Genomic DNA, 15,390 nt, shown 5'->3' on the forward strand with positions numbered 1-15,390 from the left:
AATTCGCTACCTTTTGACGCGCATTGCGTCGATTTGCCTAAAAATTAGGCATCCCTTTACACGGGACAGGCCCGAACCGAAAACATCGAAACGCGATGAGCACCGGCTCGCCCTTTTCTCATATAAATATATGTTTTGATTCAAAAAGTTACATGGATGAGCATCGCCAAATCGGAATCTGGCACGATTCGTGCGAAGCGGTATTCGGTGCAAATACTTCTCAGGGAGAAATGAATGAGTATTTTGACTGGAAAGGCCAAAACCCTTGGTCTTGCTGCAATCGCCGCCGCGATGATGACGACTGTCGCCACGGCGCAGGAGGACACGATCAAGGTCGGCATCCTTCACTCGCTGTCCGGCACGATGGCTATTTCCGAAACGACCCTCAAAGACGTGATGCTCATGCTTATCGAAGAGCAGAACGAAAAGGGTGGTCTCCTCGGCAAGAAGCTTGAAGCTGTCGTCGTCGATCCGGCGTCCGACTGGCCGCTCTTCGCCGAAAAGGCCCGCGAACTGATCGATGTCGATCAGGTGGCCGCTGTCTTCGGCTGCTGGACGTCGGTGTCCCGCAAATCCGTCTTGCCGGTATTCGAGGAGCTGAACAGCATTCTCTTCTACCCGGTGCAGTATGAGGGCGAAGAAAGCCAGCGCAACGTCTTCTACACGGGCGCTGCTCCGAATCAGCAGGCGATCCCCGCCGTTGACTATCTCTTCGACGTCGAAGGCGTTGAGCGCTGGGTGCTTGCCGGAACGGACTACGTCTATCCGCGCACGACCAACAAGATCCTCGAAGCCTACCTGAAGGACAAGGGCGTCGCTGAAGAAGACATCATGATCAACTACACGCCGTTCGGTCACTCCGACTGGCAGACGATCGTGTCCGACATCAAGGCGTTCGGTTCCGAAGGCAAGAAAACCGCCGTGGTCTCCACCATCAACGGCGACGCCAACGTTCCCTTCTACAAGGAACTCGGCAACCAGGGCATCGAAGCAACCGACATTCCCGTCGTCGCCTTCTCCGTGGGCGAGGAAGAACTGGCCGGTCTCGACACGGCTCCGCTCGTAGGCCACCTGGCCGCCTGGAACTACTTCCAGTCCGTCGACACGCCCGAAAATGCCGAATTCATCGAAACCTGGAAGGCCTTCACCGGTCCCGACCGCGTGACCAACGACCCGATGGAAGCACACTATATCGGCTTCAACATGTGGGTTAAGGCCGTCGAAATGGCTGGCACGACCGACACCGACGCCGTCATCGACGCCCTGGTCGGCGTATCCGTCCCGAACCTCACGGGCGGCTATTCCGCAATGATGCCGAACCACCACATCACCAAGCCGGTGCTGATCGGTGAAATCCAGGAAGACGGTCAGTTCGACGTCGTCGATTCCACAGACGGTCTGGTGCCGGGCGACGCCTGGTCCGACTTCCTGCCGGATTCGGCCAAGCTGATCTCCGACTGGCGCAAGCCTCTCGAGTGCGGCAACTTCAACGTTGAAACCGCCACCTGCGGCGGCAAGGGCAGCTAAGCCCCGAAACTATCGGCGGGCGCCACGGCGCCCGCCGCTCCGCATTCCCTTCTTTTTGGTAGCCCGGCCTGAAGCCCATGCTCAAACCGTTCCGATTTCTCGTCTTTCTGCTCCTTCTGCCGCTCCTGGCTTTGCCCGCCGCAGCGCAGAGCGATCCGAGAGATCTGATCAACGAGCTGTCGCAAGGCAAGTTGAGACAGCGCATCGCACAGGTCGAGGCGATCGCCGCCACCGGCAATTCCGACGTCGTGCCCGCCTTGCAGGCGCTGAAAGACGGCGACCTCTATTTCAAGAAATCCGACAAGACCGTCTACATCACCAGGAAATCCGGTCGCGACCTGGCGTTGCTTGATCCGATTACCGGTGAAGAGATCGAGGTCGTTGCCTCCGGCGCCGTCGAAAAGATCAAGGTCAACAACAGCCTCAGACGGCTGATTGACAAGGCCGTAGGCGGCCTGACGTTGATGAGCAAGGACCCGTCGGTCAGGATATCGGCAGCCGAAACCATCTTCGAATCCGGCGATCCGGAAAGTCTGGAACTTCTCGACGAGGCGATCGCCGCAGAGCAGGACCCGACGGTCCGTAAAAAGATGGACCTGGCGCGCGCCGCCGTCATCCTCAACACCGATGCGTCCGACGAGACCAAGATCGAGGCCGTCGATCTGGTCGCTGAAAACGGCGGACGCAATGTGCTTAATCTGCTGAAGGGCGTCACCTTCAACGCCAGCCCCGCCGTCGCCGAGGCCGCCAACAAAGCCGTCGAACAGATAGAGCGGACGCTGGTTCTCTGGGACTACGGCCAGACGATCTGGTACGGCGTTTCGCTCGGCTCCGTGCTGCTTCTGGCGGCCATCGGCCTCGCCGTCACCTTCGGCGTGATGGGCGTCATCAACATGGCGCATGGCGAAATGGTGATGCTCGGCGCGTACACGACCTTCGTCGTGCAGGAAATCATCCGCAACAGCTTCCCCGAACTGTTCAACTATTCCCTGCTGATCGCCCTGCCGCTGGCCTTCGCCGTCTCCGGCGGCTGCGGACTGATCCTCGAGCGCGGCGTCATCCGCTTCCTCTACGGACGCCCGCTGGAAACCCTGCTCGCCACCTGGGGCGTGTCGCTGATCCTGCAGCAGGGCGTGAGAACCATCTTCGGCCCGACCAACAAGGAAGTCGGCAATCCGGACTGGATGTCCGGTGCCTATGAAATCGGCGGTCTGGTTATTACCGCAAACCGGCTATGGATCGTGGTGTTTTCGCTGTTCGTCTTCGCCGCACTCTTCGTGGTGCTGAAGAAGACGCCTTTCGGCCTGCAGATGCGGGCGGTGACGCAGAACCGCAAGATGGCCTCGTCCATGGGCATACGAACGCCCTGGGTCGACGCCTTCACCTTTGCGCTCGGCTCGGGCATCGCCGGCATCGCCGGCGTGGCGCTCTCGCAGATTTCGAACGTCTCGCCCAATCTCGGCCAGAGCTACATCATCGACAGCTTCATGGTCGTGGTGTTCGGCGGCGTCGGAAATCTCTGGGGCACGCTGATCGGGGCGATGACGCTCGGCGTCGCCAACAAGTTCCTTGAGCCTTTCGCAGGCGCGGTTCTCGCCAAGATCCTCATCCTGGTCTTCATCATCCTGTTCATACAGAAACGTCCCCGCGGCCTGTTTGCGCTCAAGGGACGCGCAGTGGAAGCATGATTACCCCGTTCATCATCAAGGCGCTCGACAAGAAGGCAAGCTGGGTCGTCGCGATCCTCGTCGCGATCGCGATCTTCGTGCCCATCGCAAACCTTGCGCTGCCCCGCGACAGCTTCTTCCACATCCCCAACTACGCAATCAGCCTGATGGGCAAGTATACGTGCTATGCGCTGCTCGCGCTCGCGCTCGATCTCGTCTGGGGCTATTGCGGCATCCTGTCCCTCGGCCACGGCGCCTTCTTCGCGCTGGGCGGCTACGCCATGGGCATGTATCTGATGCGCCAGATCGGAACCCGCGGCGTCTATGGCGACCCGGTGCTTCCCGACTTCATGGTGTTCCTGAACTGGAAGGAACTGCCGTGGTTCTGGCACGGCTTCGACATGTTCTGGTTCGCGGCGATCATGATCCTGTTCGTGCCCGGCCTGCTCGCCTTCGTCTTCGGATGGTTTGCCTTCCGCAGCCGCGTCACGGGCGTCTATCTGTCGATCATCACCCAGGCCATGACCTACGCCCTGCTGCTCGCCTTCTTCCGCAACGAAATGGGCTTCGGCGGCAATAACGGACTGACGGATTTCAAGGACATTCTCGGCTTCGACATCCAGGCGGACACCACGCGCGCGGCGCTCTTCGCCGCGTCCTGCATCGCGCTCGCGATTTCCTTCCTGATCTGTTCGGGCATCGTGCGCTCGAAATTCGGCAAGGTGCTGGTGGCGGTCCGCGACGCCGAAAGCCGCTCCCGCTTCTTCGGATACCGCGTCGAAAACGTGAAACTCTTCGTCTTCGTCGTCTCGGCGATGATGGCCGGCGTCGCCGGCGCGCTCTATGTGCCGCAGGTCGGCATCATCAATCCGGGCGAGTTCGCGCCCGCCAACTCCATCGAGGTTGTGGTGTGGACCGCCGTCGGCGGACGCGGCACGCTGGTCGGACCGATCATCGGCGCCGTCCTCGTCAATGTCGGCAAAACATTCTTCACCGCCGCCTTCCCGGAATTCTGGCTGTTCGCGCTCGGCGCTCTGTTTGTCGGCGTGACCCTGTTCCTGCCGAAAGGCATCGTCGGCAGCGTCAGCGGACTGTACGGCCGCGCAACGAAACCCAGGGATGAACACCCGAACTTGCATTCGGCGGCAAAAGAGGCGGCGGCGGAATGAAGGAAGCCAAGGGCAGCCTGCTCTATCTCGACGGCGTCAGCGTCGCCTTCGACGGGTTCAAGGCCATCAACAATCTGTCGATGGTCCTGAAGCCTGGCGAGATGCGCGCCATCATCGGTCCGAACGGCGCCGGCAAGACAACGATGATGGACATCATCACCGGCAAGACGCGTCCGGATTCCGGATATGTCATCTTCGACGGCGAAATCGATCTCACCCAGCACGACGAGACCGACATCGCCGCCATGGGCGTCGGCCGCAAGTTCCAGAAGCCAACGGTCTTCGAAAGCCACACGGTCTGGGACAATCTGGAACTGGCGCTCAACCGCAAGCGCGGCGTCTTTTCAACGCTCTTTTATAAAACCACAGGCAAGGATCGCGAGCAGATCGACGAGATCCTCGAGACCATCCGCCTGATTGCGCGCCGCGACGAACTGGCCGCCAATCTCTCGCATGGCCAGAAACAGTGGCTGGAGATCGGCATGCTGCTGGCGCAGGAACCGAAGCTGATGCTGGTCGACGAACCCGTCGCCGGCATGACGGATTCCGAGACGGACGAAACCGCCAAGCTGCTGCGCGAGATCGCGAAAACCCGCTCTGTCGTCGTGGTCGAGCACGATATGGGCTTCGTGCGCAATCTCGACGTCAAGGTCACGGTTCTCGCCGAAGGCTCTGTCCTGGCCGAAGGGTCGCTCGACCATGTCAGCGCCAATGAAAAAGTCATCGAAAACTATCTCGGGCGCTAGAACGGGATGAAACGGGAAACGTCATGACAACGCTTGAGGTTGACGACATCCACCTCCACTACGGAGCTGCGGAAGCGCTGCGCGGCGTAACGGTCAAGGCGGAGCCCTCGCAGATTACCTGTGTTCTGGGCCGCAACGGCGTCGGCAAGACGTCTCTCCTGCGCGCTGTCACCGGCCAGCATCCTGTCTCGTCCGGCGCGGTCACCTTCGAGGATGCGTCGATCAACGGCAATGCGCCCTACGTGCGGGCTTCCAAGGGCATCGCCATTGTCCCGCAGGGCCGCGAGATCTTTCCGTTGCTGACGGTGCGCGAGAACCTCGAAACGGGTTTCGCCTGCCTGAAGCGCAAGGACCGGACCATACCGTCTGAAGTCTTCGAGTTGTTTCCGGTTCTCAACGACATGTTGTCGCGGCGCGGCGGCGACCTGTCCGGCGGCCAGCAACAGCAACTGGCCATTGGCCGCGCGCTTGTCACCCGGCCGAAACTCCTGCTTCTCGACGAACCGACGGAAGGAATTCAGCCGTCGATCATCAAGGACATCGGACGGGCGCTGACCTTTCTGCGCGATACGTCGGGTTTGACGATCCTTCTTGTCGAGCAATATCTGGACTTTTGCCGCGAACTGGCCGATTCAGTCTATATCATGGATCGTGGTGAGATCGTGCATCAGGGGCCGGCCGAAGACCTCGACCAGCCGGAGGTACGCCGCCACCTGATGGTATAGGCATGCTGCAAACTCTGGACAAAACAGCCGTTGATACAATCCGGATGCAGAGAACCGGCGGAACCGGTCGTCTCGGCGTGCGGGTCGTCGATCGCGCCACGCGGCTGGCGACGCTCTACCAGGAGGGCGCCTGCAAGATAAGAATGCCGTCGCCGCAATCGAACCGCGCGCTCGACGCCGTCCTTATCAATACGGCCGGAGGGTTGACCGGCGGCGACTGCCTGAACTGGGATATCCATGTCGCCGAAAACGCCAGCGCAGTCGTGACCACCCAGGCCTGCGAGCGGTATTACCGCTCGATCGGCGGCGTCGCGAGCGTGAATGCGTCGATCAGGGTCGGACCCGGCGCGACGCTCTGCTGGCTGCCGCAGGAAACCATCATCTTCGACCGCGCGAGCCTGTCGCGCACGATCGATGTCGAACTCGATTCCTCATCCTCCTACCTGATGGTCGAGCCCATGATCTTCGGGCGAAAGGCGATGGGCGAGACCGTGCGGCAGGCTTATATCGCGGATCGCTGGCGCATCCGCCGCAACGGCGGCCTCATTCACGCCGAGGACCTCAGATTGTCCGGCGATGTCGCCGAATTGCTGCGCAAGGCCAATGTCGCCGACGGGGCGATCGCGCTCGCCACGATCGTGCTTGTCAGCGCGGATTGTGGCGATAGTCTCGAAAAGCTGCTGCGGCTGGCCGGCCCGCGGGCTGGCGCCAGCCACGTGCGCGCGGCGGCGGGCGACAAGATCGTCGTTCGCATGGTCGCCGACAGCGGGCTGGAATTGCGAAAGCAGCTTGCGCCCATGCTTGAAATGTTGACTGCCACCGTGATCGGACCCGGCCATGGCCTGCCGAAACTTTGGAACCTGTGAGGACTACGCATGAATCTGACCCCCCGGGAAAAAGACAAGCTGTTGATCGCCATGGCGGCGGAGGTCGCGCGAAAGCGGCTGTCGCGCGGCGTCAAGCTCAACCATCCTGAAGCCATTGCGCTAATTACCGACTACGTCGTCGAGGGCGCCCGCGACGGCCGCGCCGTCGCGGACCTGATGGAAGCCGGGGCGCATGTCATCACCCGCGACCAGTGCATGGAAGGGGTGCCGGAAATGATCCACGACGTTCAGGTGGAAGCGACATTCCCTGACGGGGTGAAGCTTGTCACCGTCCACGAGCCGATTCGCTAACAGAGGGGAAAAACCATGATACCGGGAGAATTCATCCATCCCGAGGGAGACATCACCCTCAACGCCGGCGTCGACACGGTCACGCTTGTCGTCGCCAATAGCGGCGACAGGCCGGTTCAGGTCGGAAGCCACTATCATTTCTACGAGACCAATCAGGCGCTGGAATTCGATCGGGAGAAGGCGCGCGGCATGCGTCTCAACATCCCGGCCGGCACCGCCGTGCGCTTCGAGCCGGGTCAGGAGCGCGAGATCACGCTTGTGCCCTATCGCGGCGACCGTCACGTCTTCGGCTTCCGCCAGATGATCATGGGAGACCTGTAATGTCCGTATCCATTCCCAGACCCGTCTATGCCCACATGTTCGGTCCGACGACCGGCGACAAGGTCCGTCTCGCCGACACCGAACTGTTCATCGAGGTGGAAAAAGACCTCACCACCTATGGCGAAGAGGTCAAGTTCGGCGGCGGCAAGGTCATTCGCGACGGCATGGGCCAGTCGCAGATCACACGCTCCGGCGGCGCCGTTGACACGGTCTTCACCAATGCGCTGATCGTTGATCATACCGGTATCTACAAGGCCGACATCGGCCTGAAGGACGGAAAGATCGCCGCCATCGGAAAGGCCGGAAATCCGGACATCCAGCCGGACGTCGACATCATCATCGGCCCCGGCACCGAGGCGATCGCGGCTGAAGGCAAGATCGTGACGGCCGGCGGTTTCGATTCCCATATCCACTTCATCTGCCCGCAACAGATCGACGAGGCGCTGATGTCGGGCGTGACCACGCTGCTTGGCGGCGGCACCGGCCCGGCGCATGGCACGCTGGCCACCACCTGCACGCCCGGGCCCTGGCACATCGGGCGCATGATCCAGGCCGCCGACGACTTTCCGATGAACCTCGCCTTCTCCGGCAAGGGCAACGCGTCGCGCCCCGACGCGCTGATCGAGATGGTCATGGGCGGCGCCTGTTCGCTGAAGCTCCATGAAGACTGGGGCACGACGCCGGCGGCCATCGACAATTGCCTGTCAGTCGCCGACGACTACGATGTCCAGGTGATGATCCACACGGACACGCTCAACGAAAGCGGCTTTGTGGAAAACACCATCGACGCCATCAAGGGGCGCACCATCCACGCCTTCCACACGGAAGGCGCCGGCGGCGGCCACGCCCCGGACATCATCAAGGTCTGCGGGCTCGACAATGTCATCCCCTCGTCGACAAACCCGACGCGGCCCTACACGGCGAACACCGTGGCCGAGCACCTCGACATGCTGATGGTCTGTCACCATCTCGACAGCGATATTCCCGAAGACGTCGCGTTTGCCGAAAGCCGCATCCGCAAGGAGACGATCGCGGCGGAAGACATTCTCCACGATATGGGCGCCTTTTCGATCATCGCTTCGGACAGCCAGGCGATGGGCCGGGTCGGCGAAGTGCTGATCCGCACCTGGCAGACAGCCGATAAGATGAAGAAACAGCGCGGGCGGCTGCCGGACGAAACCGGCGACAATGACAATATCCGCGTTCGCCGCTACATCGCCAAATACACGATCAACCCGGCGATCGCCCACGGCATGAGCGCGCATATCGGCTCGCTGGAAGTCGGCAAGCGCGCCGACATCGTGATGTGGAATCCCGCCTTCTTCGGCGTGAAACCCGACATGGTGCTGATCGGCGGCACGATCGCGGCCTCGATCATGGGAGACCCCAACGCCTCGATCCCGACGCCGCAGCCGGTTCACTACCGTCCGATGTTCGGCGCTTTCGGCAGGTCGCGCACCGCCTCGTCGGTCGTCTTCGTCTCCGAAGCCGCCATGGCCAACGATCTGCGGTCCAAGCTCGGCACGCAGAAGGGCATGGCGCCCGTGAAGAACACCCGCGGCGGCATCGGCAAATCATCCATGGTGCTCAATTCCGCGACGCCCTCGATCGAGGTCGATCCGGAGACCTACGAAGTCCGCGCCGATGGCGAATTGCTCACCTGCGAACCGGCGGAGGTTCTGCCGCTCGCCCAGAGGTATTTCCTGTTTTGACGAGACCGGTCGCAACAAAGGTGGCGTTCGAGGACGGCTGGAAGGCGGCCGACACGATCACGCTCGACGAAACCGCCCGGTACCGCCGCCGCATGGTCATGACCTCCGACAACGGCGTCGAGTTTCTGCTCGATCTCGGTGAAGCGAGGCTGCTGCGTCATGGCGACGGGCTTGTTCTCGACGATGGCCGGGTCATCGAGGTTCACGCCGCGCCTGAAAAACTCTATCGTGTCGCAGCTCAGGATCCTCATCACATGTTGCGGCTGGCCTGGCATCTCGGCAATCGGCACTGTCCGTCGCAGATCATGGAAGACTGCATGCTGATCCGGCGCGACCACACCCTGCGCGCCATGCTTGAGGGGCTTGGCGCCGCCGTTACGGAAATCGAGGCGGCCTTCGATCCCGAAGGCGGGGCCTATGGCGAGAGCCACGGCCAGCACGGCCATCACCACGGTCACCACCATGACTGATCAACGCTCCCTGCTGCGGCTGATGAGCTGGATGTCCCCGGCTTTTCCAACAGGCGCCTTCACCTACAGCCAGGGTCTGGAAGGCGCTGTCCATGACGGGCTGATTTCCGAAGGCGATGGGCTTCGCCATTGGCTGGAGGACAGCCTTGCCTTCGGTCAACCCTGGAACGACGCCGTTCTTTTTGCGGAGAGCTGGCGCAGGGCGCGTGCAGGTGAGGATTGTCTGGACGTGGCTGAACTGGCCGAAGCCATGGCGGGATCCGCAGGGCGTCATATCGAGACCATGGGCCAGGGATCGGCGTTCCTGAAAGCCGCCCGCGAATGGCCCTCGCCCGTGTTTGACGCGTTGCCGTCCAGTTGCCCGCTGCCGGTGGCCGCCGGCGCCGCCTCCGGCGCCCACGGGATTGATCTTTCCGCCGCGCTCGCCGCCTTCCTGCACGCCATGGTCTCCAACGCCGTACAGGCGAGCCTGCGGCTGCTGCCGCTCGGTCAGCAGCAAGGGGTGGCGATCATGGCGGCGCTCGAGGAGCCTGTGACCGAGACGGTCGAGCGCGCGATGGATTCCACGCTTGATGATCTTGGCAGCGCCGCATTTCTGGCGGAAATCATGTCGATGAGACATGAAACCCAATATTCGAGGCTCTTTCGCTCATGACCCAATCGGCAAACGGACCCCTGCGCATCGGCATCGGCGGGCCTGTCGGATCCGGCAAGACGACATTGACGGAAAAACTCTGCAAGGCGATGCGCGACGACTTTTCCATCGGCGTCGTCACCAACGACATCTACACGAAGGAAGACGCCGAGGCGCTGGTGCGGCTGCAGGCGCTGTCATCGGACCGGATCGTTGGCGTGGAGACAGGCGGCTGCCCGCACACCGCGATCCGCGAAGACGCGTCCATCAATTTGTCGGCCATCGACGCCTTGCTCGACGTTCATCCGGACCTCGACGTGATCTTCATCGAATCCGGCGGCGACAATCTCGCAGCCACCTTCTCCCCCCAGCTTGCCGACCTGACGATCTACGTCATTTCCGTCGCGCAAGGCGAAGAGATCCCCCGCAAGGGCGGTCCCGCCATCACCCGTTCCGACCTGTTGATCGTCAACAAGACCGATCTCGCGCCCTATGTCGGCGCCGATCTCGAGGTGATGCGCCGCGACGCCGACCGCATGCGTGACGGCAAGGAGACGCTGTTCACCGACATGCGCCGCGGCGAGGGCGTCGACAGGATCGTCGACTTCCTCGTTTTCACCGGCGGCCTCGCCGTTGCGGCCGAATGAGCGGTCAGACGACGCTCTTGAGAAAATAGCCGATGGCGTAGGCGACAGCCGACGCCGCCAGTCCTATCGCCAGGGTCTCCAGCCCCGATCGCCACCAGGGCTGTGGCGACCAGGTGGCCTTCGTCGCTCCGATTGCAAAAAAGACGATGGCGGTCGCGACGAGCGAAATCACGAAACCGTCTTCACTGCCGATCAGATAGGGCATGAGCGGCACGAGGCCGCAGATCAGGAAGGCGATGAAGGTGCTCGCCGCCGAGAGCATTGGCGAACGCACGACTTCGGAAAGCCCGTACTCGTCCACGAGCATCGTGGAAATCCAGGTCTCGTCATTGGAGGTCACCGCCGCAACCGCGGATTCGAGCGCCTCGCCCTCGATGCCCTTGCCCTGGAGTATCTGGCGGATCTCCTCGCGTTCCCCTTCCGGTTCTGCGGCAATGTGCTTCCGCTCTATCCGCCGCAATCTCTCCAGATTGTCGACCTCGGTCTTGGTGCCGCTGTAGTTGCTGGCGGCCATGGAAAAACCGTCTGCGATAAGATTGGCGAAACCCATGATGATGATGGTGCGGGTCGAGAGTTCGGCGCCGACGACGCCGGAGATAATCGCGAAGGTCGTCACCGCGCCGTCGATGCCTCCATAAACCCAGTCGCGGATATAGTTGGGCTTGGCGCCGGCGCTGAGGCGGGCGCGTATCGCCGCCACGCTGTGGTCATGTTCAAGCTTCATGCGCGCAGTCCGTCATTCTTTTGAATGATTCTAATATACATGATCGCGCCTGAAATGCGTGTTGATATTGATCAACAGCATGTGACAAATGCCGGCTATAGTTGTGTCCGGTGAAAACGGAGGTCGTCGGCGTGACGGTGGATGATAGCTCCCGGGAGGGATCGCTCAATCGGGTGATCGGGCTGCCGCTCCTGGTGTTTTACGGCGTGGGGGTGACGATCGGCGCCGGCATTTTCGCCCTGATGGGTGAAATTCTGCGGATTGCCGGCGATCATGCGCCGCTGACATTCCTGATCGCGGGACTGATCGCCGGCGCGACCGGCTTCTCCTATTCCCGCCTCGGCGCCGTCTATCCCGTCGCCGCCGGAGAGGCGATCTATGTGAAAGTCGGTCTCGGCGCGTTCTGGGGTCGTCTTGTCGGCCTCGGCGTCGCGGCGACCGGCATCGTCTCGAGCGCCGTTATCGCCCTTTCCTTCGCCGGCTATCTGGGTAGCCTGGTCGCCCTGCCGCAATGGCTGCTGGCGCTGTCCGTTATCGCCGCCCTCACGCTGATTGCGTTTGCCGGCGTGCGCATGAGCGTCGGTTTCGCAGCTGTCATCACGGTGCTCGAAACCGGCACGCTCATCGTCGTCTGCTTCGCCGGCGCGCCTCTCGTCTTCGAAGCCGGCGTTGCGCCGAAACTCTTCAGCCTGCCGGCCTCCGGCGCCGAGTGGGGTCTGGTGCTGAGCGCCAGCCTGATCGCCTTCTTCGCCTTTGTCGGCTTCGAGGATATCGTCAATATGGCGGAGGAAACGCGCAATCCGCAACGCAATCTGCCGCTGGCGATCATCCTGACGCTTCTGATCACGATCGCGATCTATCTTCTCGTCTCGATGATCGCGATCGCCGCTCCGGATCGCGCGGCGCTGACCTCCAGCCAGGCGCCCCTGGCCGATCTCTTCGCCTCGATCACCGGTCGCTCGGGCGCGCCGATCGCCGCGATGGCGACGATCGCCATGGTCAACGGCATTCTGGTGCAGATCGTCATGTCGAGCCGGGTGCTCTACGGCATGGCGCGCGAGAACCTGATGCCGGGCTTTCTAGCCCATGTCCATGAAAAGCGGCGCACTCCGTCAACAGCAACGCTTCTTGTCGGAGCAATCATTGCAATCCTGTCGCTCGCCGTTCCCCTTGTCAGCCTCGCCAAGCTGACAAGCATCGTCATCCTCATGGTCTTTACCCTGGTCAACCTGTCGCTCTGGCGGATCGGCAGCCGGCCGGATTCGCCCGCAGGCCTCAGGAACTGGCGCCTGTGGGGTTTGGCTGGCGCAGTGCTTTCAGCCTTTCTTCTGGTCCCCGAACTCATTGCTGTCGTCAGTTGACGCCTCGTCCTGAAGTTTCACGCGTTCGGATTCGATATCCTTGCGCAGAATCCGGTAGTCGATGATCCCGATCGTCGCCACGATCAGGGAAACCGGCATGAAAACGGTGCCGAGAATTTCCAGCCACGGGCTTCCGCTCAGTTTCAACAGCCCCGCGCCGGACACGAACAGGGCAATACTGGTGTTCAGATAGGCAAGCAGCGTGCGCCGGTTCGCCAGTTCCGTTCTGGCGACAGCCAGAACCAGGTTTTCAACCGCGCGTTCTTCGTTCTTGTCCATCTTCGTCCCTCGTCCGACGGAAGCTATGCGAACAATATTCAAGAAAATCAGAGCCTGTAAATGAGTTAATCTGTTGATTCATTACGCCGTCACGCGGCAATGTCATAAAGTAATCGATTATCGGGAACGACGAGAATGGACAAGCCAGAAGACCTGAATTGGGTCCGGGAACAACCCGATACGCCTGACCCGGCCAACGACCAGACGCTGGCCACGATCAGAAAATTCGTCAGGGAGCGCCGCAAGGCGGACCTCCTTGCGGCGCTGAAGATGTGGGATCCGCTCGACGTCATGCAGATGCTGACGCGGATGCGTTTGAAATATGCGCGCAAGCTGTTCCAGTGGCTGCCGGCCAATCCGTCCGTGCGGGTCATCGCCGAACTCAAGCCTGATTTCCGTTCCCTGCTGATGCAGGAGTCCACCCAGCAGCAGCTCACCGATATCCTCGACGGCATGGATCCGGAGGATGCGGCGGAAACCCTCAACAGCTTTCCGGACGATATCGCCGAATTGTTGCTCGACAATCTTCCCGATGCGAGCGGCGTCGCGGAAGCCGCCGCCTACAGCCACGACACGGCGGGCCGTGTCATGGCGCGCCGGTTCGTCGCGCTGCCGGAAACACTGGGCGTCGAGGAGGCCGTGGCCGCCATCCGGTCCGAGGCCGACCGCATCCGCAAGATATTCACGCTCTACGTGGTCGACGCGGACGGAAGACTTGTCGGAACAGTCGGCGTCGGGCCCCTCCTGCTCGCCCAGAAGGACCAGACGCTGGGTGAAGTCATGGCCACCGATTTCATCGCCGTCGCAGCCGACACGGACCAGGAAGAGGTGCTGCGGATCGCGCGCAATCGCGACATGCGCACGGTCCCGGTGATCGACGGCGACGGGCGGTTGATCGGCCGCATCACGCCCAAGCAGTTGAACCGCATCGCCGTCGAGGAAGCCTCGGAAGACATGATGTTCATGAGCGGTGTGTCGCCGGAATCAGAAGCCGACGACTCCATCCTGCGCATCGTCAAGGGCCGCCTGCCATGGCTGCTCGCCGGACTGGTCGGCGCCAGCGTCGCGGCGAGCGTCGTCGGCATATTCGAGGACCAGCTGGCGGCGGCGATCGTGCTCGCCTCCTTCATTCCGATCACCATGTCGCTTGCCGGCAACGCCGGGCTTCAGGCCTCCGCCGTCGCGGTGCGCGGTCTGGCGACCGGCAAGGTCTGGGAGGGCGACATCCTCTGGCGCCTGCTGAAGGAACTCGTCGCCGCGCTGATCAACGGCGCGGTCGCCGGCCTCGTCCTCGGCATGCTTGTGCTTGTCGCATCGCTGTTCATCGAAATCGAGGATCCGCTGAATCTCGTGATCGCGACGTCCCTGTCCCTGTTGTGCGTCACGACGCTCGCCGCAATGGTCGGCGCGACAATTCCCATCCTGCTCGACAAGCTGGGTTTCGATCCGGCGATGGCGATCGGCGTATTCATAACCTCGTCGAACGACGTTCTGGGCGTGCTCATCTTCTTCCTGATGGCGACGACATTTTATCTGGGGTGACGCCGATGACGACATGCGCATGGCTCGACAATCTGGTCGGCAAACCGCTGAGCGGCGTCAACTATGCGGCCGACATGGCCATGATCGGCTTCGGCAGGGGACCGCTTGTCGAACGCCGCGGAAAGACAATCCAGCTCTCCGAATGGGACCTCCACCTGCAATGCCCCTGGCGTTTCGTGCGCGACGGATCGGTGATCCTTGCGAGTACGGATTTTCACTATGACGCCGCTACCGGAGAACCATGCGACAGGGACGAGGTCCGGAAGTCCGTCTTTTACGCCAACAGAAACAGCCTGTTGGATCGGCTTGAGCAAACCCCCGTCACCGTCGTTTCCCTCGCCAAGAAATCGGCCGGCGCCTTCGATGTGATTTTCGAGCGCGAACTCGAACTCAATGTTCTGCCCACATGCTCACAGAACTTCCACGCCCTGGAGGAATGGCGGCTGTTCCAGCCTGGAAAGGACGCCAATCATTTCGTCTATCCCGTTGGCTCCGACGGCGAGTGATCAGGAACAAGGCACAAAAAAACGGCCCGGGAAGACCCGAGCCGTTTTTTTAGAAGTAAAGAGAAGATATTTTATGTGTTGCTATTTTCAGACCTGGCGATGACCTACTCTCCCGCGTCTTGAGACGAAGTACCATTGGCGCAGGGGTGTTTCACGGCCGTGTTCGGCATGGGAACGGGTGG

General features: G+C 61.7%; 17 protein-coding genes and 1 rRNA gene. 15 read left to right on the forward strand and 3 right to left on the reverse strand.

Annotated elements, in window-relative coordinates; all coding sequences use genetic code 11:
• Positions 1-291 precede the first annotated feature (291 nt).
• The 12 genes from urtA (at position 292) to ureG (ending at position 10,796) form a co-directional block, all read left to right on the forward strand.
• Positions 292-1,527, forward strand: coding sequence for an urea ABC transporter substrate-binding protein (gene urtA, locus K1W69_RS18915; RefSeq protein WP_370688276.1), 1,236 nt, complete (start codon positions 292-294; stop codon positions 1,525-1,527).
• Positions 1,528-1,604: 77 nt separating this feature from the next.
• Entirely contained in the window at positions 1,605-3,215 is a 1,611-nt protein-coding gene (gene urtB / locus K1W69_RS18920) for an urea ABC transporter permease subunit UrtB (RefSeq protein WP_220229974.1), read from the forward strand.
• Positions 3,212-4,363 carry an urea ABC transporter permease subunit UrtC gene (gene urtC / locus K1W69_RS18925; RefSeq protein ID WP_220229975.1) on the forward strand — a complete coding sequence of 384 codons (1,152 nt, stop codon included), beginning with the start codon at positions 3,212-3,214 and terminating at the stop codon, positions 4,361-4,363. Before urtB ends, urtC begins: the two co-directional genes overlap by 4 nt.
• Positions 4,360-5,109 (forward strand): urea ABC transporter ATP-binding protein UrtD, encoded by a 750-nt coding sequence (gene urtD, locus K1W69_RS18930; RefSeq protein ID WP_220229976.1) that lies wholly within the window; start codon positions 4,360-4,362, stop codon positions 5,107-5,109. Before urtC ends, urtD begins: the two co-directional genes overlap by 4 nt.
• A gap of 23 nt (positions 5,110-5,132) precedes the next feature.
• Entirely contained in the window at positions 5,133-5,834 is a 702-nt protein-coding gene (gene urtE, locus K1W69_RS18935) for an urea ABC transporter ATP-binding subunit UrtE (protein WP_220229977.1), read from the forward strand.
• 2 nt (positions 5,835-5,836) lie between these two features.
• Entirely contained in the window at positions 5,837-6,700 is an 864-nt protein-coding gene (locus tag K1W69_RS18940; RefSeq protein ID WP_220229978.1) for an urease accessory protein UreD, read from the forward strand.
• 9 nt (positions 6,701-6,709) lie between these two features.
• Entirely contained in the window at positions 6,710-7,012 is a 303-nt protein-coding gene (locus K1W69_RS18945; RefSeq protein ID WP_220229979.1) for an urease subunit gamma, read from the forward strand.
• A gap of 15 nt (positions 7,013-7,027) precedes the next feature.
• Complete coding sequence (locus tag K1W69_RS18950; protein WP_220229980.1) at positions 7,028-7,333, forward strand: urease subunit beta; 306 nt, start codon at positions 7,028-7,030, stop codon at positions 7,331-7,333.
• On the forward strand, positions 7,333-9,045 hold the full coding sequence (gene ureC / locus K1W69_RS18955; protein WP_220229981.1) for an urease subunit alpha: 1,713 nt from the start codon (positions 7,333-7,335) through the stop codon (positions 9,043-9,045). The genes K1W69_RS18950 and ureC overlap by 1 nt, the downstream gene beginning before the upstream one ends.
• A complete protein-coding gene (locus K1W69_RS18960; protein ID WP_306308816.1) occupies positions 9,042-9,515 on the forward strand; it encodes an urease accessory protein UreE in 474 nt (157 codons plus the stop codon). Before ureC ends, K1W69_RS18960 begins: the two co-directional genes overlap by 4 nt.
• Positions 9,463-10,170: an urease accessory protein UreF gene (locus tag K1W69_RS18965; protein WP_220229982.1), complete on the forward strand. Its 708-nt coding sequence runs from the start codon at positions 9,463-9,465 to the stop codon at positions 10,168-10,170. Before K1W69_RS18960 ends, K1W69_RS18965 begins: the two co-directional genes overlap by 53 nt.
• Entirely contained in the window at positions 10,167-10,796 is a 630-nt protein-coding gene (ureG, locus tag K1W69_RS18970; RefSeq protein ID WP_220229983.1) for an urease accessory protein UreG, read from the forward strand. The genes K1W69_RS18965 and ureG overlap by 4 nt, the downstream gene beginning before the upstream one ends.
• Positions 10,797-10,800: 4 nt before the next feature.
• Here the strand turns inward: ureG and K1W69_RS18975 are convergent, their stop codons facing one another.
• Positions 10,801-11,520: a VIT1/CCC1 transporter family protein gene (locus K1W69_RS18975; protein ID WP_220229984.1), complete on the reverse strand. Its 720-nt coding sequence runs from the start codon at positions 11,518-11,520 to the stop codon at positions 10,801-10,803.
• Between the two features lie 131 nt (positions 11,521-11,651).
• On the opposite strand from K1W69_RS18975, the gene K1W69_RS18980 reads away from it, so the two are divergent.
• A complete protein-coding gene (locus K1W69_RS18980; protein ID WP_220229985.1) occupies positions 11,652-12,881 on the forward strand; it encodes an APC family permease in 1,230 nt (409 codons plus the stop codon).
• Here K1W69_RS18980 and K1W69_RS18985 read toward each other — a convergent pair.
• Positions 12,837-13,160 (reverse strand): DUF202 domain-containing protein, encoded by a 324-nt coding sequence (locus K1W69_RS18985; protein ID WP_220229986.1) that lies wholly within the window; start codon positions 13,158-13,160, stop codon positions 12,837-12,839. The genes K1W69_RS18980 and K1W69_RS18985 overlap by 45 nt on opposite strands.
• 135 nt (positions 13,161-13,295) lie before the next feature.
• Between K1W69_RS18985 and mgtE the strand changes: the two genes are divergently transcribed.
• Positions 13,296-14,702, forward strand: coding sequence for a magnesium transporter (mgtE, locus tag K1W69_RS18990; RefSeq protein ID WP_220229987.1), 1,407 nt, complete (start codon positions 13,296-13,298; stop codon positions 14,700-14,702).
• Positions 14,703-14,707: 5 nt separating this feature from the next.
• Complete coding sequence (locus K1W69_RS18995; protein ID WP_220229988.1) at positions 14,708-15,208, forward strand: hypothetical protein; 501 nt, start codon at positions 14,708-14,710, stop codon at positions 15,206-15,208.
• A gap of 91 nt (positions 15,209-15,299) precedes the next feature.
• Here K1W69_RS18995 and rrf read toward each other — a convergent pair.
• Positions 15,300-15,390: ribosomal RNA gene (gene rrf, locus K1W69_RS19000) — 5S ribosomal RNA — on the reverse strand; the annotation flags it as partial.

Source organism: Flavimaribacter sediminis, from assembly GCF_019492055.1.
Lineage (GTDB): Bacteria > Pseudomonadota > Alphaproteobacteria > Rhizobiales > Rhizobiaceae > Flavimaribacter > Flavimaribacter sediminis.